Source organism: Micromonospora humi, assembly GCF_900090105.1.
GTDB classification, from domain to species: domain Bacteria; phylum Actinomycetota; class Actinomycetes; order Mycobacteriales; family Micromonosporaceae; genus Micromonospora; species Micromonospora humi.
Genome location: NZ_FMDM01000008.1, coordinates 1 through 20,695, shown reverse-complemented (window position 1 = coordinate 20,695; position 20,695 = coordinate 1). Strand labels below are relative to the sequence as shown.

Below are 20,695 nucleotides of genomic sequence, written 5' to 3'. Positions count from 1 at the left end.
CCTCCGCAGTCTCAGGAAGCGCCGAGCTCGTTGTCGATGAAGGCGAAAATCTCGTCGTCGGTGGCCGCGTCGAGGCCGCCGGTGGCCGCCGGTTCGGCGGTGCCGTCGGTGCCGCCGAACTTGGCCGCCAGGGCCAGCAGCCGGGCGACCGCCCGCCGGCGCACCGACTCGTCCAGGCCGTCGAGGGCGAGACCGCCGGCGACCCGGTCGAGGTCGTCGAGCAGGCCCGGGTCGGTGGGACCCGCCGCCGCCAGCCGCCGGTCGAGTTCCGCGGCCAGCCGTACCGCGGTGGGATGGTCGAAGACCAGCGTGGAGGGCAGCCGGAGCCCGGTCGCGGCGGCCAGCCGGTTGCGCAGCTCCACCGCGGTCAGCGAGTCGAGGCCCTGGTCGGTGAGGCCGCGCTCCGGCTCGATCGCGGCGGGGTCGGGGTAGCCGAGGGCGGCGGCGGCCTGCCCGCGGACGAGGGCGAGCATCTCCTCCGCCCGCCCGGTCGGGTCGAGCCCGGCCAGCCGCCGGGCCAGCTCGCGCCCGTCCGGTGCGGACTCCCCCGCCCGCCGGGGCGCCGCCGGCACCAGCGTGCGCAGCAGCGGCGGCAGTTCCGCCCCGGCCAGCGCGCGCAGGTCCAGCGGGTTCAGCACCGCGTGCGGCAGGCCGGCGGCGAGCGCCCGGTCGAACAGGGCGAGCCCGTCGCCGGTGGCCATGCCGCCGCCGATGCGGGCGACGTCGCGGTCGTCGAGCTGCCCGGTCATCCCGGAGGAGACCGCCCAGAGGCCCCACGCCATCGACTGGGCGGGCAGGCCGAGCCCGCGCCGGTGCGACGCGAGACCGTCGAGGAACCCGTTGGCCGCCGCGTAGTTGGCCTGCCCGGGCGCGCCGAACGTGGCCGCGACGGAGGAGAACAGCAGGAACCACCGCAGGTCGAGATGCGCGGTCAGCTCGTGCAGGTGCCGGGCGGCGTCCGCCTTGGGGCGCAGCACCCGTTCGACCCGTTCGGCGGTGAGGCTGCCGAGCACGCCGTCGTCGAGCACGCCGGCGCAGTGGATCACGCCGGTGAGCGGCGCCGCGGTAGGGATCGCGGCGATAACGCGGCGCAGGTCGTCCCGGTCGCCGGCGTCGCCGCGGGCGAGCGTCGCCCGGGCGCCCAGCGCTTCGAGCGACGCCACCAGGTCGGCGGCGCCGGGCGCGTCCGCGCCCTGCCGGCTGACCAGCACGAGGTCGCGTACGCCGTGGGTCCGCACCACGTGCTCGGCGACGAGCGCGCCGAGCGCCCCGGTGCCGCCGGTGACGAGGACCGTGCCGGGGAACGGCTCCGGCTCGCTCGCCGCGGGCGCCTCCGCCCGCACCAGCCGGGGCACGAGGACCGTGCCGGCGCGTACCGCGATCTGCGGCTCGTCGCCGGCCGCCGCGGCGACGACGGTGGCCCACGAGGCGGGGTCGTCGTCGGTGTCGGCGAGCACGATGCGGCCGGGGTTCTCGCTCTGGGCGCTGCGGATCAGGCCCCAGACCGCCGCGCCGTCCGGGTCGGCCACCGGGCCGCCGGCCGGGACCGCCAGGCGGGTGAGCAGCACCAGGCGGGACGGTCGGTCCGGCTCGTCGGCCAGCCAGCGCTGGGTGAGACCGAGGACCTCGGTGACCGATGTCGCCGGGACCACGACGAGGTCCGCCACGGTGGCCGGCTCGTCGACCGGCGGCAGGCCGAGTCGCTCGGCGGTCGCCGGGTCGCCGGCGACGACAGCGGTCGGCGCGGTGTCGCCCGGGGTCGCCGGGGCGGGGACCCAGTCGACGGTGAAGAACGCGTTCGCCGGTCCGGCGGCGTCGGCCGGGAGGGCGGCCGGGCGCAGGGCCAGGGCGTCGACGGTGGCGACCGGCTGACCGGCGCCGTCGGCCACCGACAGCGCGACGGTGTCGGTGCCGGCCGGGGAGAGCCGGATCCGGGCGGCGGTGGCGCCGATCGCGTGCAGGGTGACGCCGGACCAGCTGAACGGCAGCCACGGCCGGTCGGCGTCGCCGACGAAGGCGCCGAGTCCGATGCCGTGCAGCGCGGCGTCGAGCAGCGGCGGGAAGAGCGCGTAGCGGCCGGCTTCCGGGTCGGTGGTCTCGACCTCGGCGTAGACGTCGGCGCCGAGCCGCCAGGCCCGCCGCAGGCCCTGGAAGACCGGGCCGTAGTCGAGTCCGTTGGCGGCGGTCGCGGCGTAGAGGCCGTCGACGTCGACCGGCTCCGCGCCGACCGGCGGCCAGGCGGTGAGGTCGAACGCCGGCGCCGGCCCTTCGCCGGGGCTGACCACGCCCGTCGCGTGCGTGGTCCAGTCGGTCGCGCCGTCGGCCCGCGCCGCGATCACCACGCGCCGGTCCCCCGCCTCGTCCGGCTCGGCGGCCCGGACCTGGAGGTCGACCGCGCCGCCGGCCGGCACCACGAGCGGCGCGGCGAGGGTCAGCTCGCGGATCGCGCCGCGGCCGGCGTGCACCGCCAGCTCGACGAACGCGGTGCCCGGGACGACGATCCGGCCGAGCACGACGTGGTCGGCCAGCCACGGGTGGGTGTCGACCGACAGGCGGCCGGTGTAGACGTCGCCGTCGCCGCCGGTCAGCCGGACGGAGGCGGCGAGCATCGGGTGGCCGCCACCGGTCAGGCCGGCGGAGGTGACGTCGCCGGCCCCGACGGACGCCGGCCAGAACCGCTCACGCTGGAACGCGTACGTCGGCAGCGGCACCGTGCGCCCGCCCCGCCCGTCGAGCACCGCGGCCCAGTCGACGGCGGCGCCGGAGACGAACAGCCGGCCGACGGCGTCCAGGGCGGTCGCCGCCTCGTCGCGGTTGCGCCGCATCCCGGGCGCGTAGAGCAGGTCGGGGGCGGTCTGCGGGGCCATCGTGGTGAGCACGCCGTGCGGGCCGACCTCCAGGCACCGCACCACGCCGTGCGCGGCGAGCCAGGCGACGCCGTCGGCGAAGCGCACCGCCTCGCGTACGTGCCGCACCCAGTAGCTCGCGGTGTACTCCTCGACCGGCTCGCCGGTCAGGTTCGACACCACCGGGATCCGCGGCGCCCGGTAGGTGAGGTTCTCGATCGCGGCGCCGAACTCGGCGAGCATCGGCTCCATCAGCGACGAGTGGAACGCGTGTGACACGGTCAGCCGGGTCGCACGGGGGAACCGTGGCTCCAGCGCGTCGATGGCGTCGGCGGGCCCGGAGAGGACCACCGCGTTCGGGCCGTTGACCGCGGCGACGTCCACCCCGGCCGGCAGCGCGGCCCGGACGTCGGCCTCCGACGCGCGGACCGCCAGCATCGCGCCGCCGGCCGGGAGCGCCTGCATGAGCCGGCCCCGGGCGGCCACCAGGGTCACCGCGTCGTCCAGGTCGAACACGCCGGCGACGTGCGCGGCGGCGATCTCGCCGATCGAGTGGCCGAGCAGGTGGTCGGGGGTGACGCCCCACGACTCGAAGAGCCGGTAGAGCGCCACCTCGACCGCGAACAGCCCGGCCTGGGTGTGCACGGTCTGGTGGATCGCGTCGGACTCCAGCGCCTCGCGCAGCCCGTCGAAGCGTCCCACGATGGCGTCGAACGCCTCGGCGAAGACCGGGAACCGGGTCGCCAGGCCGGCGCCCATCCCCGGCCACTGCGCGCCCTGCCCGGTGAACAGGACGGCGGTCCGGCCGGTGCCGGCCGGCGTGCCGGTGTCGTCACCGGCGGCGATGCGGGCCAGGGTCTCCACGGCGGCGGCGGGCACCACGGCGCGGTGCTCCAGGACCGCGCGGGCGCTCGCCAGGGTGTGCCCCACGTCGACCGGGCGCAGGTCGGGGTGGGCGAGCAGGTGCTGGTGCAGCCGGCCGGCCTGGGCCCGCAACGCCTCCGCGGTGCGGGCCGAGAGCACCCACGGCACGACGCTCGGGTCCGGTTCGGTCGGTGCCGGGGCGGGCGCCCGGGTGGGCGCCTCCTCCAGCACGACGTGGGCGTTGGTGCCGCTGATGCCGAAGGACGAGACGGCGGCCCGGCGCGGGCGCCCGGCGCCGGCGGTCCACGACACCGGCTCGGTCAGCAGGCGCAGCGCGTTGCCGGTCCAGTCGATGTGCGGCGAGGGCTGGTCGGCGTGCAGCGTCCGGGGCAGGACGCCGTGCCGCATGGCCAGCACCATCTTGATGATGCCGGCGACGCCCGCGGCGCACTGGGTGTGACCGATGTTCGACTTGATCGAGCCGAGCCACAGCGGCTGCCCGTCCCGGTCGCCGCCGTACGCGGCCAGCAGCGCCTGCGCCTCGATCGGGTCGCCGAGGACGGTGCCGGTGCCGTGCGCCTCCACCACGTCCACGTCGGCCGGGGTGAGCCGGGCGTCGGCGAGCGCCTGCCCGATGACCCGCTGCTGGGACGGCCCGTTGGGGGCGGTGAGCCCGTTGGACGCGCCGTCCTGATTGACCGCGGTGCCCCGCACCACGGCCAGCACCTGGTGGCCGTTCCGTCGGGCGTCGGAGAGCTTCTCGACGAGCAGCACGCCGACGCCCTCGGACCAGCCGGTGCCGTCGGCGTCGGCCGAGAACGGCTTGCACCGCCCGTCCCCGGCCAGGCCGCCCTGGCTGTCGAAGCTCGGGAAGATGCCGGCGCTGGCCATCACCGTGACGCCACCGGCGATCGCCATCGTGCACTCGCCCCGGCGCAGCGCCTGCGCCGCCAGGTGCAGCGTGACCGAGGACGACGAGCAGGCGGTGTCCACGGTCAGCGCCGGCCCCTCCAGCCCGAACGTGTACGCCACCCGCCCCGAGATGATGCTGGGGGCGGTGCCGGTGAGCAGGTGGCCCTCGCTGCCCGGGGGCATCCCGCCGTTCATGCCGTAGCCGAACGTGGAGGCGCCGATGAAGACGCCGACCGGTTCGCCGCGCAGCGACTCGGGGTCCATCCCGGAGCGTTCGAACACCTCCCAGCAGGCTTCCAGGAGCACCCGCTGCTGCGGGTCCATGGCGACCGCCTCACGCGGCGAGATGCCGAAGAGCCGGGCGTCGAAGTCGGTGGCCGCGTCGAGGAAGCCGCCCTGGCGGGCGTATCCGGCCGGGTCGGCGGGCCAGCCGCGGTCGGTGGGGAACGGGCCGATCGCGTCGGCACCGTCGCTGAGCAGCTGCCAGAGCTCCTCCGGGCTGTTGGCCCCGCCGGGGAACCGGCAGCTCATGCCGACGATGGCGATCGGGTCGTCGTCGGTGGCGGCCCGGACGCGCCGCGCCTGGGCGGGGGCCGGGGCGCCGAGCAGCTCGGTGCGCAGCCAGCCGGCGAGCGCGTCCGGGGTCGGGTAGTCGAACACCAGCGTGGCGGGCAGCCGCAGCCCGGTCGCCGCGTTGAGCCGGTTGCGCAGCTCGACCGAGGTGAGCGAGTCGAACCCGAGGTCCTTGAACGCCCGGCCGGGCAGCACCGCGTCACCCGAGGAGTGGCCGAGCACGCCGGCCGCGGCCGTGCACACCACGTCGGTCAGCAGCCGGTCGCGGTCGGCGTCGGGGAGGGCGGCCAGCCGGTCGGCCAGGCCGGTGCCGGTGGCGCCGCCGTCGTCGGCCCGCCGGACCGTCGTGGTGACCAGCCGGCGCAGCAGCGGCGGCACCGTCCCCGAGGCCCGTACCGCGTCGAGGTCGAGCCGCGCCGGGACGACGTGCGCGTCCGGCAGCCGGCGGGCCGCGTCGAACAACGCCAGGCCCAGCTCGTCGGACATGCCGCCGCCCAGTCGCGCGGCCAGCTCACCGCCCATGCCCGCGGCGTTGGCCCACAATCCCCAGCTCAGGGACTGACCGACCAGACCGAGACCACGACGGTACGAGACGAAGCCGTCCAGGAACGCGTTCGCGGCCGCGTACGCCGCCTGACCCGCCGACCCGAACACCGCCGACACCGAGGAGAACACGGTGAACATCGCCAGGTCGAGGTCGCGCGTCAGCTCGTGCAGGTGCACCACCGCGTCGGCCTTGGGCGCCATGACCCCGGCCACCCGCTGCGGTGTGAGGCTGGTGAACACGCCGTCGTCGAGCACTCCGGCGCAGTGCACCACCCCGGCGAGACCGTCGATGCCCTCGATCACCGCCGCCAGGGCGGCGCGGTCGGTGACGTCGGCAGCGACGACTCTTACCCGCGCGTCCACCTCCGGTGCCGGCCCGCCGGAACGGCTCACCAGCACCAGGTCCCGCACGCCATGCGTCTCGACCAGATGCGCCGCGACCAACGCGCCCAGACCACCCGTGCCACCGGTGATCAGCACCGTCCCGTCGATCGGGGCGGGCGTCCCGGTCCCGGGGGTGGCGCGGACCAGGCGCGGGACGAGGAACTCGCCGGCGCGTACCGCCACCTCGGGCTCGCCGAGCCCGACCGCGTCGACGACGTCCGGCGCGGCGGGGTCGTCGTGGTCCACGTCGACGAGCACGATCCGGTCGGGGTTCTCGGTCTGGGCGGACCTCAGCAGGCCCCACACGGCGGCGCCGGGCAGGTCGGAGACCGGGCCGCCGGCCGGGACCGCGCCCCGGGTGACGACGGCCAGCGTGCCGCCCGCGTCGTCGGCGGCGAGCCAGTTCTGTACGGCGTCGAGCGCCTGGTCGACGTCGCGGACGGGCAGCACCACGACGCCCTCGACCGGGTCCCCGGCCGGGGTGGGCAGCGGCGTCCACTCGACGGTGAACAGCGCGTCGCGGACGGCGGCCGGAGCGCCGGTGGGGAGTTGCTCCGCGGAGGCACCGCGCAGCATCAGCCGTCGCACGGTGGCGACCGGCTCACCGATGCCGTCGGCGACCCGTACGGTCACCGCGTCCGGGCCGGCGAGGCTCAACGCGACGCGCAGCCGGGTGGCGCCGGTGGCGTGCAGGGTGACGCCGGACCAGGCGAACGGCAGGCGTGCGGTGCCGTCGGCCGGGAACAGCAGGGCGCAGCCGTGCAGGGCGGCGTCCAGCAGGGCCGGGTGCAGGTCGAAGCGGGTCGCGTCGGCGTGCGCCTCGGCGGGCACCGCCACCTCGGTGTAGACCGTGTCGGCGGTGCGCCAGGCGGACCGCAGGCCCCGGAACACCGGCCCGTAGTCGAGGCCGGCGTCGGTGGCGAGGCGGTCGTAGAAGCCGTCCAGCTCCACCGGCTGGGCGTCGGCCGGCGGCCACTGCGCCAGGGTGAACGTGTCGTCTCCGCCGGCGTCGGTGAGCGCGCCGGAGGCGTGCAGCGTCCACGGGCCGTCGGCGTCGTGCGCCGGGCGGGCGTGGATCCGCACATCGCGCACGCCGTACCCGTCCGGTGCGGTGACCCGCACCTGCACCTCGGCGCCGCCGGCCGCCAGGATCAGCGGCGCCTCGACGGTCAGCTCGTCGATCCGGCCGCCGCCGACCTGCCGCGCGGCACGCAGCGCCAGGTCGACGAAGGCGGTGCCGGGGACGACGACGCGGCCCCACACGGTGTGGTCGGCCAGCCAGGGTTGGACGGACGCGGCCAGGCGGCCGGTCAGCAGCACCTCGTCGGCGCCGGCCACCGGCATCGCGAGGCCGACCAGCGGGTGGTCGGTGACGGTCAGGCCGGGCACGGCGACGGCGGCGCCGGGGGCGGCCTCGGGCCAGAAGCGGCGGCCCTGGAAGGCGTACGTGGGCAGTTCCAGTCGAGCTCGTGCGGGCAGGATCGCGGCCCAGTCGACCGGCACGCCGGCGGTCCACAGTGTGGCGACCGCGTGCAGCAGGCTGTCGGTCTCGTCGCGGTCCTTGCGCAGCGCCGGGACATAGGCGAGGTCGGGGGCGGCCAGCGCGGACAGCACGCCCGCCGGGCCGACCTCCAGACAGCGGGTCACCCCGTTGCCGGCGAGCCACTGCATGCCGTCGTCGAAGCGCACCGCCTCGCGCACGTGGCGCACCCAGTAGCCGGCGGTGAACTCCTCCACCGGCTCGCCGGTCAGGTTCGACACCACCGGAACACGCGGCGGCGCAAACGAGATGTGCGCGATCGCCGCCGCGAACTCGGCCAGCATCGGCTCCATCAGCGACGAGTGGAACGCGTGCGACACCGTCAACCGGGTGGCCCTGGCGAACCTGGGCGCCAACTCGTCGATCTTCTCTTCCGGCCCGGAGACGACGACCGAGGTGGGGCCGTTGACGGCGGCGACGTCCACCCCGTCGATCAGCTGGCCGCGGACTTCGGCCTCGGAGGCCCGCACCGCGAGCATCGCCCCACCGGCCGGCAGCGCCTGCATCAGCCGGCCGCGCGCCGCCACCAAGGTCACCGCGTCGTCGAGCGACAGCACCCCCGCGACGTGCGCGGCGGCGATCTCCCCGATCGAGTGACCGAGCAGGAAGTCCGGGATCACCCCCCACGACTCGACGAGGCGGAACAACGCCACCTCGACGGCGAACAGGCCGGCCTGCGTGTAGACGGTCCGATGGACCGCCTCCGAATCGATCGCCTCCCGCAACGGCACGTCCAGCACCTGATCGAAGCGGGCGCAGATCCCGTCGAACGCCTCGGCGAACACCGGGAACCGGGCGTACAGGCCCGCACCCATCCCGACGCGCTGCGCGCCCTGACCGGTGAACAGGAACGCCAGATCACCCTCGGCCGCCACACCCGATGCCCCGGCCGCCTGCGGACCGCCGGCGTCGGACGCCACGGACGCCTGCAGACCGGCGATGAAGTCCTCGCGGGTGGCGCCCAGCAGCACCGCGCGGTGCTCCAGCGCGGCCCGGCCGGTCGCCAGCGACCAGGCCACCGCCGCCGGGTCCAGCTCCGGCTCGGCGGCCACGAAGTCGCGCAGCCGCTCCACCTGGGCGGCCAGCGCCTGCGGCGAGCGCGCCGAGACCAGCCACGGCTGGCGGCCCTCGACCGGCGGGACGCCGAGCTGCGGGTCGGTGACCGCGGCCGGCTCCTCGATGATCACGTGGGCGTTGGTGCCGCTGATCCCGAACGACGACACCGCGCCCCGGCGGGGATGGCCGTTCGGCTTCCACGGCCGGGCCTCGGTCAGCAGCTCGACCGCGCCGGCGCTCCAGTCGACGTGCGGGGTGCGCTCCTCGGCGTAGAGGGTGGGCGGCATGGTGTCGTGCCGCATCGCCATGATCAGCTTGATGATCCCGGCGACGCCGGCGGCGGCCTGGGTGTGACCGAGGTTCGACTTGATCGAGCCCAGCCACAGCGGCCGTTCCGCGCTCCGCTCCTGGCCGTAGGTCGCCAGCAGCGCCTGGGCCTCGATCGGGTCGCCGAGCTTGGTGCCGGTGCCGTGCGCCTCCACCAGGTCGACGTCGCCGGTGGTCAGGCCGGAGTTGGCGAGGGCCTGCCGGATGACGCGCTGCTGCGCACCGCCGTTGGGTGCGGTGAGCCCGTTGCTGGCGCCGTCCTGGTTGACCGCGCTGCCGCGTACCACCGCGAGCACCCGGTGCCCGTTGCGCCGGGCGTCGCTGAGGCGTTCGACCACGAGCATGCCCACGCCCTCGGACCAGCCGGTGCCGTCCGCACCGGCGCCGAAGGACTTGCACCGGCCGTCGAACGACAGGCCCTGCTGGCGGCTGAACTCCACGAACGTGTACGGGGTGGTCATCACGGTCACGCCACCGACCAGCGCCAGATCGCACTCGCCCTGCCGCAGCGCCTGGCCGGCGAGGTGCAGCGCGACGAGCGACGACGAGCAGGCCGTGTCGACGGTGACGGCCGGGCCTTCGAGGCCGAACGCGTACGACAGCCGCCCGGACATCACGCTGGCGATCGTGCCGGTCGCGACGTAGCCCTCGGACCCGGCCGCGGACGCGGACAGGGTGGTGTAGTCCTGGCCGTTGGTGCCGACGAACACGCCGGTGGGCGTGCCGGTGAGAGACGTCGGGTCGACGCCCGCCCGCTCCAGCGCCTCCCACGTCGTCTCCAGCAGCAGCCGCTGCTGCGGGTCCATCGCCAGCGCCTCGCGCGGCGAGATGCCGAACATGTCGGCGTCGAACGTGGAGGCGTCCCGCAGGAAGCCGCCCTCCCGCACGTACGAGCTGCCGGCGCGGCTGCCGTCCGGGTCGAACAGCGCGTCCAGGTCCCAGCCCCGGTCGGTCGGGAACGGCCCGACGGCGTCGGCGCCGTCGGCGACCAGCCGCCACAGGTCCTCGGGACCGGTCACCCCGCCGGGGTACCGGCACGCCATGCTCACGATGACGATCGGGTCGGTGGTGACGGCGGTGGCGGTCAGCACCGGCGCGGCCGTGTCGGCGCCCGTGACGTGCGACTGGAGGAGGTCGGTGACCGCGGTGGCGGTGGGGTGGTCGAAGGCGAGGCTGGCCGGCAGCGCGAGCCCGGTCAGCGCCTGCAACCGGTCGCGCAGCTCGACCGCGGTGAGCGAGTCGATGCCGAGGTCCTTGAACGCCCGGCCCGGCGGCACCCGGTCCACGTCGGCGTACCCGAGCACCTCGGCCACCGTGCGGCGCACCTGCGCGAGGACCGTGCGGGAGCGTTCCGCCGGCCCGAGCGCGGCCAGGTGCCCGGCCCACCGGTCGGTGTCGGGCGTCGTCACGGCCGGAGCCGCGTCGGCGGGGAGCAGGTCGTGCAGCAGCGGGCTGGGCCGGGAGGCGGTGAACGCCGGCCCGAACCGGGCCCAGTCGACGTCGGCGACGGTCAGGCAGCCGGTGTCGGCGTCGACCGCCTCGGCCAGCGCCCGGATCGCCAGCGCCGGCGGCATCGGGCGCAGACCGCGCCGGCGCAGGTAGTCCTCGGCGCCCTCCTCGGCGACCAGCATGCCGGCCTCGGCCCACGGCCCCCAGGCGATCGCCGTGCCGGGCTCGCCCTTCGCGCGGCGCGCCTGCACCAGCGCGTCGAGAAACGCGTTCCCGGCCGAGTAGGCCGGCTGGCCGCCGCTGCCCCAGACGCCGGAGATCGACGAGAAGACCACGAACAGGTCGAGGTCGTGGGTCAGCGCGTCCAGGTGGACCGCGCCGGCGACCTTGCCGCGCACGATCGCGGCGAACTCCTCGGCGGTGGTCTGGGAGAGCAGGCCCATGCCGGCGACGCCGGCGGCGTGCACCACGCCGCGCAGGTCCGGGATCCCGGCCAGCAGCTCCGCCACCTGCGGACGATCCGCGACGTCACACGCCACCACGTCCACCCGCGCCGGCGACAGCTCCGCCACCAACTCAACGGCACCCGGCGCGTCCATCCCCCGCCGCGACGTCAACACCAACCGCGGCACCCCACGACCCACCAGCCAACGGGCCACCTGAGCGCCGAGCGCCCCGGTGCCGCCGGTGACCAGGACCGTACCGTCCCAGGTGCGCGGGGCCGGCGGTCGGGCCGGCGACGGCGCGGGTCGCAGCCGCCGGACGAAGACCCCGGAGGCACGGACCGCGACCTGGTCCTCGCCGCCACCGAGGACGCCGGCCAGCCGGTCGCCCTCGCGCCCGCCGAGACCGGCCGGGACGTCGACGAGGCCACCCCACTGTTCCGGCGCCTCCAGCGCGGCGACCCGGCCCGCGCCCCACACGAGGGCCGCGGTCGCGTCGTGCAGCGGGTCGGAGCGGCCGACCGAGACGGCGCCCTGGGTGACGCACCACAGCCGCGCGTCGACGCCGCTGTCGCCGAGGGCCTGCACGACGGTCAGGAAGCTGCGCGGCACCACCGAGTCGGCGGGCTCGGCCAGCGACAGCAGGGACACGACGCCGGCGAGGCCCGCCAGGCCCGCGCCCATGGCGGCGAGTTCCTCGGCCAGGACCGCACGGTCCAGGTCCTCGGGCATGACCGGGAGTTCGACGATGTCCAGGCCGGCGCCGCTCAGCGTGGACACCAGCGGGTCGGCGACGCCGTCGTGCGGGGTCAGCACGATCCAGGAGCCCGGGGCGGGCCGAGCCGGGTCGGCGACCGGCTGCCAGGTGACGTCGTAGCACCAGGACGCGACCGCACCGGCGGCCATCCGGTCGCGGCGCCACTCGGCGAGCGCGGCGCCCAGCGAGGCCGGGACGTCGGTGTGCAGCAGGTCGTGCAGGCTCTCGCCCTCGACGGCCTGCCAGAACGCCGCCTCCACCGGGTCCGCGGCGGTGGTCGCCGGGAGGTCGAGCGGGGTGAGCCAGTAGTGGTCCCGCTGGAACGCGTAGGTGGGCAGGTCGACGCGGGGCGCGGCGGGCAGGATCGCGGTCCAGTCGACCGGCACGCCGACGGTCCACGCCTGGGCGACCGCGTACAGCAGGCTCTCGGCCTCGTCGCGGTCCTTGCGCAGCGCGGGCGCGTACGTGAGGTCCGGCGCGGTCAGGCGCGCCATCGCGGACAGCACACCGGACGGGCCGACCTCGACGGCCCGGGTCACGCCCTGCGCCCGCAGCCACGCCACGCCGTCGGCGAAGCGGACCGCCTCGCGCACGTGGCGCACCCAGTAGTCGGCGGTGAACTGCTCGACCGGCTCGCCGGTCAGGTTCGACACGATCGGGATGCGCGGGGGCGCGAAGTCGAGGTGCCTGATCGCGGCCGCGAAGTCGGCCAGCATCGGCTCCATCAGCGACGAGTGGAACGCGTGCGACACCGTCAACCGGGTGGCCTTGGCGAACCTGGGCGCCAGCTCGTCGATCGCGTGCGCCGGACCGGAGATGACAACCGAGGTGGGGCCGTTGACCGCGGCGACGTCCACGCCGCCGGCGAGCATCGACCGGACCTCGGCCTCGGAGGCCTGCACCGCGAGCATCGCGCCGCCGGCCGGCAGCGCCTGCATCAGCCGGCCGCGCGCCGCGACCAGCGTGACCGCGTCGTCCAGGGAGAGCACGTCCGCGACGTGCGCGGCGGCGATCTCGCCGATCGAGTGGCCCAGCAGGTAGTCGGGGGTGATCCCCCAGGATTGGAGGAGCCGGAACAGGGCCACCTCGACCGCGAACAGGCCGGCCTGGGTGTAGACGGTCTGGTGGATCGCGTCGGAGTCGACGGCGTCGCGCAGCGGCATGTCGAGGAGCTGGTCGAAGCGGGCGCGGATCGCGTCGAACGCCGCCGCGAACACCGGGAACCGATCCGCCAGCCGCAGGCCCATGCCGATCCGCTGCGCGCCCTGACCGGTGAACAGCACCGCCAGGCCACCCTCGGCCGCCACGCCGGACACCGTCGGCGCTCCCAGGCCGGTGAGGAGGTCGTCGCGGGTGCCGGCGAGCACCACCGCGCGGTGCTCCAGCGCGGCGCGCCCGGTCGCCAGCGACCACGCCACCGCCGCCGGGTCCAGCTCCGCCACGGTCTGTCGAAGCCGGACCAGTTGCCCGGCCAGCGCCTCCGCCGACCTGGCGGAGACGAGCCACGGCAGCGGGCCGTCGGCCTCGGGCGCCTCGACGGTCGCCTGCTGCTCGGCGGGTTCCTGGAGGATCAGGTGCGCGTTGGTGCCGCTGATCCCGAACGCCGACACCGCCGCGCGGCGTGGGCTGCCGTTCGACTCCCACGGTCGGGCCGCGGTCAGCAGTTCCACCGCCCCGGCGCTCCAGTCCACGTGCGGCGACGGCTCGTCGACGTGCAACGTCGCCGGCAGCACGCCGTGGCGCATCGCCAGGATCATCTTGATGATCCCGGCGACACCGGCGGCGGCCTGGGTGTGCCCGATGTTCGACTTGATCGACCCGAGCCACAACGGCTCGTCGCGGTCCTGCCCGTAGGTCGCCAGCAACGCCTGCGCCTCGATCGGGTCGCCCAACCGGGTGCCGGTGCCGTGCGCCTCCACCACGTCCACGTCGGCCGTCGTCAACCCGGCACTGGCCAGTGCCTGCCGGATCACCCGCTGCTGCGCCGGCCCGTTCGGCGCGGTCAGGCCGTTCGACGCGCCATCCTGGTTGACGGCGCTGCCGCTGATGACGGCCAGGATGCGGTGCCCGAGCCGTTCGGCGTCAGCACGGCGCTCCACCAGCAGCATGCCGGCGCCCTCGGCCCACCCCGTGCCGTCCGCGGCACCCGCGAACGACTTGCACCGCCCGTCCGACGACAACCCGTCCTGACGGGCGAACTCCGCGAACACCTCCGGACCCGTGATCACCGTCACCCCACCGGCAAGCGCCAGATCACACTCACCAGAACGCAACGCCTGCGCCGCCAGATGCAACGCCACCAGCGACGACGAACACGCCGTGTCCACCGTCATCGCCGGACCCTCGAACCCGAACGAATACGACACCCGACCCGAGATCACACTGTTCGCCGTACCGGTCAGGACGTGCCCGTCACCGGTCTCCGCGAACAGTCCCCCAGTGCCATAGCCGGAATTCGACGCGCCCACGAACACACCCACCGGACGACCCCGCAACGACCGCGGATCCACCCCCGAACGCTCCAAGGTCTCCCAGGACACCTCCAACAACATGCGCTGCTGCGGATCCATCGCGACGGCCTCACGCGGAGAGATGCCGAACAGGCCCGCGTCGAAACCCGTCGCGCTGTCAACGAACCCGCCCACCGCCGAGTACGACGCGTCGGCCGGAACGGCCCACCCCCGGTCGACAGGGAACACCGACATGCCATCGGCACCCCCGGCGACCAACCGCCACAGATCCTCCGGCGACTGAACCCCGCCCGGATACCGGCACGCCATCCCCACGATCACGATGTCGTCACCGTCGACCCGCCCCGGCATCGCCACCGCCGGCGCGTCGTCCGTCCCGGTGAAGCCCAGCGCCTCCAGGAGGTGGTCGGCCAACGCCTGGGGGGTCGGGTAGTCGAAGACCAACGACGACCCCAGGTGCAGACCGGTCGCCGCGTTGATCCGGCTCTTCACCTCCACCGCGGTCACGGAGTCGATGCCCAGATCCCGGAATGCCGTCTGCGGCTCCACCTGCACCGCCCCGGCGTAACCCAACGCCTTCGCGGTCTGCGCCCGCACCAACGCCAACAGCTCCCGGCGCCGCTCGGTCTGCGACAGGCCGGCCAGGCGTGCCGCCAGCGCATCGTCGGCCGGCGTCTCGGAGGCGACCACCGCCAGCTCACCGAAGAGCGGCGCCGGCCGCTGCGCGGCGAACGTCGGCACGAACCGCGACCAGTCCACGTCGGCGACCGTCGTCGTCGCGTCGCCGGAATCGACCGCCAACGCCAAGGCGTGCATCGCCAGGTCCGGGTCCATCGCGGTGAGACCGCGGCGGGCCAGGTAGTCGACGGCATTCGCCTCGCCGGCCATCCCACCCTCGGCCCACGGACCCCACGCGATGGCGGTGCCCGCCTTCCCGGCGGCGCGACGCGACTCCACCAGCGCGTCCAGCACCGCATTGCCGGCGGCGTAGGCGGCCTGACCGCCACTGCCCCAGACCCCGGCGATCGACGAGAACACCAGGAACAAGTCAAGATCAAGCTCGGCGGTCGCCTCGTCCAGGTGCAACGCACCCGACACCTTGCCCGACACCACCGCCCCGAACGACTCCTTCGTGACGTCGAGCAGGCTCTCCATGCCGGACACGCCCGCCGCGTGCACCACACCGGTCAAGCCCTCGATGCCCGCCACCACCGCGTGCACGGCATCACGGTCGGCGACGTCGCACGCCACCACCGACACCTCGGCACCCTCGGCGCTCAGTTCCGCGACGAGGTCACGGACGCCCGGGGCCTGCTCGCCACGACGCGACAGCAACACCACCCGGGAGGCGCCACGGCGCACCACCCACCGCGCCGCACGCGAACCAAGAGCACCCGTGCCACCGGTGACCAGCACGGTGCCCGACAGCGACACCGGGTTCGCCGGTCCAGCCGGGGCGGCACGCCGCAACCTGCGCACGAACACCCCGGACGACCGGACGGCAACCTGGTCCTCACCGCCGCCGGCCAACACTCCCGCGAACCGGCGGCCCTCAGGCTCGCCCAGGCGGGCGGGAACGTCGACCAGACCGCCCCACGTCTGCGGCAGCTCCAGGCCGGCGACCCGGCCCACACCCCACACCATCGACGCTCCGACGTCGGTCACCGACTCGGATCGACCCACCGCGACCGCGCCACGCGTCACCGCCCACACCGGCGCGGTGATCCCGACGGCGGCGATCTCCTTCAGCGCGGCCACCAACGGCCAACCCGCACCGCCGACCCAGACCACACCTCGCAGGCCGTCGACGACCGTGACGGAACTCGACCGCACCACCTCGGCACCCGCCGACGCCAGCGCCGCGACGATGTCGTCGGCGTCCGTCTCCGACAGCACCAGCCACGTACCCGACAGCACCACCGGCGCCGGCTCGGGCATCGGCGCCCAGCCGACCCGGTACCGCCATCCCTCCACCACGCCCTGCGAACGACGCCGGTGACGCCACGCGGACAGGGCCGGCAGCATGCGCTCCAGCGCTCCCGCGTCCACGCCGTCGAGTTCGCCGGCGAGGCTCTCGTGGTCGCCGCGTTCCACCGCCGACCAGAACGCGCCGTCCTCGGCGCCGGTGATCCCGGTCGTCTCGGCGGGCATCAGCCAGTAGCGGTCGCGCTGGAACGGGTACGTCGGCAGGTCGACCCGCGGCGCGGCCGGCAGGATCGCCGCCCAGTCGACGGGTACGCCCACGGCCCACAGCCGTCCGGCCGCCTCCAGGACGGTCGTGGTCTCGTCGCGGTCCTTGCGCAGCGCGGTGACGTAGGTGAGGTCCGGCGCGGCCGTCGCCGACAGCACGGCCGCCGGGCCGACCTCCAGGCACCGGGTGACGCCGTGGTCGGCGAGCCAGGTCATGCCGTCGTCGAAGCGCACCGCCTCGCGCACGTGGCGCACCCAGTAGTCGGCGGTGAACTCCTCGACCGGCTCGCCGGTCAGGTTCGACACCACCGGAATCCGCGGCGACGCGAACTCGATGTGCCCGATCGCGGCGGCGAAGTCGGCGAGCATCGGCTCCATCAGCGACGAGTGGAACGCGTGCGACACGGTGAGCCGGGTGGTCTTCGGGAAGCGCGCCGCGAGCTTGTCGACGGCGGCGGCCCTGCCGGAGACGACCACGGAGTTCGGCCCGTTGACCGCGGCCACGTCGATCTTCCGGCGGCCGATCGCCTTGCGCACCTCGGCCTCGGACGCCTGCACCGCGAGCATCGCGCCGCCGGCCGGCAGCGCCTGCATCAACCGGCCGCGCGCCGCCACCAACGTCACCGCGTCGTCGAGCGACAGCACGCCCGCCACGTGCGCGGCGGCGATCTCCCCGATCGAGTGCCCCAGCAGGTAGTCCGGGGTGACGCCCCAGGACTCGAACAACCGGTAGAGCGCGACCTCGACCGCGAACAGCCCGGCCTGGGTGTGCACGGTGCGGTGGATCGCGTCGGACTCCAGGGCCTCGCGCAGCCCGTCGAAGCGGGCGACGATGCCGTCGAACGTCTCGGCGAAGAGCGGGAACCGCTCAGCCAGGCCACTGCCCATCCCGATCCGCTGGGCGCCCTGGCCGGTGAACAGGAACGCGGTGCGGCCCGTACCGGTGCCGCCGGTTCCGGTGTCGAGGTCCGCCAGCGCCGCCGCGAACGACGCCAGGTCCGATCCCACGACCACCGCACGGTGATCGAGGACGGCCCGGGTCGACACCAGCGCCGCACCGACGTCCGCCGGCCGTGACTGCGGCCGCGCCAGCGCGTACTCCCGGAGCCGTTCGGCCTGGGCTCGCAGCGCCGCCGGCGTCCGGGCGGACAGCACCCACGGCACCGGTCCGGCGACCGGCTCGGCCGGGGCCGGCGCGGAGACCGGGGTGGGCGCCTCCTCGAGCACCACGTGGGCGTTGGTGCCGCTGATGCCGAAGGACGACACCGCCGCCCGGCGCGGGCGGTCGCCCGCCGGCCAGGCGACCGGTTCGGTCAGCAGGTGCAGGGCGCCGGAGGTCCAGTCGATGTGCGCGGACGGGGTCCGGGCGTGCAGCGTGCGCGGCAGCTCGCCGTGCCGCATGGCCAGCACCATCTTGATGATGCCGGCGACGCCGGCCGCGGCCTGGGTGTGGCCGATGTTGGACTTGATCGAGCCGAGCCGCAACGGTTGGTCGGCGGGGCGCTGCCGGCCGTACGTGGCGAGCAGCGCCTGCGCCTCGATCGGGTCGCCGAGCGCGGTGCCGGTGCCGTGCGCCTCCACCACGTCGATGTCGGCCGGGGTGAGCCGCGCGTTCGCGAGGGCCTGCGTGATGACCCGCTGCTGGGACGGCCCGTTCGGGGCGGTGAGCCCGTTCGACGCCCCGTCGGAGTTCACCGCGGTGCCCCGCACCACGGCCAGCACCTGGTGGCCGTGGCGCCGGGCGTCGGAGAGCTTCTCGACGAGCAGCACGCCGACGCCCTCGGACCAGCCGGTGCCGTCGGCGTCGGCCGAGAACGGCTTGCACCGCCCGTCCCCGGCCAGGCCGCCCTGGCTGTCGAAGCTCGGGAAGATGTCGGCGCCGGCCAGGACGGTGACCCCGCCGGTGAGGGCCATCGTGCACTCCCCCGACCGCAGCGCCTGGGCGGCGAGGTGCAGGGCGACCAGCGACGAGGAGCAGGCCGTGTCGACGGTGACCGCGGGACCTTCGATGCCGAAGGTGTACGCGACCCGTCCGCTGATCACGCTCGGCGCGGTGCCGGTGAGCGCGTGGGTCTCGGCGCCGTCCGGCAGCGGGCCGGCGGTGCCGTAGCCGGACGAGGACGAGCCGATGAACACGCCGACCGGCTCACCGCGCAGCGACTCGGGGTCGAACCCGGCCCGTTCGAAGACCTCCCAGCAGGCTTCGAGGAGCACCCGCTGTTGCGGGTCCATGGTCAGGGCCTCGCGCGGCGAGATGCCGAAGAGGCGGGAGTCGAACGCGGTCGCGTCGTCGATGAAGCCGCCCTGGCGTACGTAGTCGCCGGCGTCGGCGGCCCAGCCACGGTCGGTCGGGAACGGGCCGATCGCGTCCGTGCCGTCGGTGACGAGCCGCCAGAGGTCGTCGGGGCTGTTGGCGCCGCCCGGGTAGCGGCAGGCCATGCCGACGATCGCGATCGCGTCGTCGTCGGTGGCGGCCCGGACGATCCGGGCCTGTTGCGGGGCCGGCGCGCCGAGCAGCTCGGTGCGCAGCCAGCCGGCCAGGACGACCGGGGTGGGGTAGTCGAACACCAGCGTGGCGGGCAGCCGCAGCCCGGTCGCGGTGTTCAGCCGGTTGCGCAGCTCGACGGAGGTGAGCGAGTCGAACCCGAGGTCCTTGAAGGCCCGGGTCGGCTGGACCGCGTCGGCGGAGCCGTGGCCGAGCACGCCGGCGGCGGCCGTGCACACCACGTCGGTCAGCAGCCGGTCCTGGTCGGCGTCCGCCAGCCCGACGAGGCGTCGCGCCAGGTCGGGGCCCGTTGCGCCGCCGTCGTCGGCCCGGCGGACCGTGCTGGTGACCAGCCGGCGCAGCAGCGGCGGCACGGTCCCCGAGGCCCGGACCGCGTCGAGGTCGAGCCGTGCCGGGACCACGTGCGCGTCCGGCAGCCGGTGCGCGGCGTCGAACAGGGCCAGGCCCAGCTCGTCGGACATGCCGCCGCCGACCCGCGCGGCCACCGCGCCGCCCATGCCGGCGGCGTTGGCCCACAGACCCCAGCCCAGCGACTGACCGACCAGACCGAGACCGCGACGGTACGAGACGAAGCCGTCGAGGAACGCGTTGGCGGCCGAGTATCCGGCTTGGCCGGCGGTGCCGAAGACCGCCGAGATCGAGGAGAACACGGTGAAGAGCGCCAGGTCCCGGTCGCGCGTCAGCTCGTGCAGGTGCAGCACCGCGTCGACCTTGGGCGCGAGGACGGCGGCCACCCGTTCCGGTGTCAGGCTGGTGAACACGCCGTCGTCGAGCACGCCGGCGCAGTGCACCACACCGGCGAGGTCGTCGATGCCGTCGATCACCGCGGCCAGGGCGGCCCGGTCGGTGACGTCGGCCGCGACCACCCGCACCCGGGCGTCCAGCTCCGGCGCCGGCCCACCGGACCGGCTCACCAGCACCAGATCCCGTACGCCGTGCGCCTCGACCAGATGCGCGGCGACCAGCGCACCCAGACCGCCGGTGCCGCCGGTGATCAGCACCGGCCCGTCCACCGGGCGGGGAACGAGGACCACGTTCTTCCCGACGTGCGCGCCACGACTCATCGCACCCAGCACCGCCGGCAGTTCCCGCACGTCCGCCACGGTCGGCGGCAACAGCCGCAGGTCCCCCGACTCGAACAACGCGACGAGGTCGGCCAACATCGCCGCCGTGCGATCCGCGCCCGCCTCCGACAGGTCGAACGCCTTGTACCAGACCCCGAGCCGACGCTCGACCTCGGCGGCGTCGCGGATGTCCGCCTTACCCATCTCCACGAACCGGCCACCCGGGCGCAGCATGCCCAACGACGCGTCCACGAACTCACCGGCCAGCGAGTCCAACACCACATCCACACCGCCGAACACGTCGGCGAAGCCCAGATCCCGCGACGACGCGATGCGCTCCGGGTCGACGCCGAGCGCTTCGACCGCCGCCCACTTCGCCGGTGAGGCGGTCGCGAACACCTCCGCACCCCACAGCCGCGCCAACTGCACCGCCGCCATACCCACACCACCGGCAGCGGCATGCACCAACAGCCGCTCACCGGCCCGCAGACGTCCGAGGTCGTCCAGCCCGTACCAGGCCGTCAGGAACGCCATCGGCACCGCCGCCGCCTGCGCGAACGACCAACCCTGCGGCATCCGCGCGACCACCCGATGATCCGCCACCACCCGCGGCGCGAACCCACCGTGGAACAGCCCGAACACCCGATCACCCACCGCCAGGTCGGAAACGTCGGGGCCGACCTCGACCACCACACCCGCACCCTCGGAACCCATCACCGCATCCGGATCCGGATACACCCCCAGACCCAACAGCACGTCCCGGAAGT

General features: G+C 75.2%; 1 protein-coding gene. It reads right to left on the bottom strand.

Features of this window, described 5'->3' with window-relative positions; genetic code table 11:
- Window positions 1-11: 11 nt before the first annotated feature.
- Window positions 12-20,666 (bottom strand): type I polyketide synthase, encoded by a 20,655-nt coding sequence (locus tag GA0070213_RS31855; RefSeq protein WP_425412838.1) that lies wholly within the window; start codon window positions 20,664-20,666, stop codon window positions 12-14.
- Window positions 20,667-20,695 lie beyond the last annotated feature (29 nt).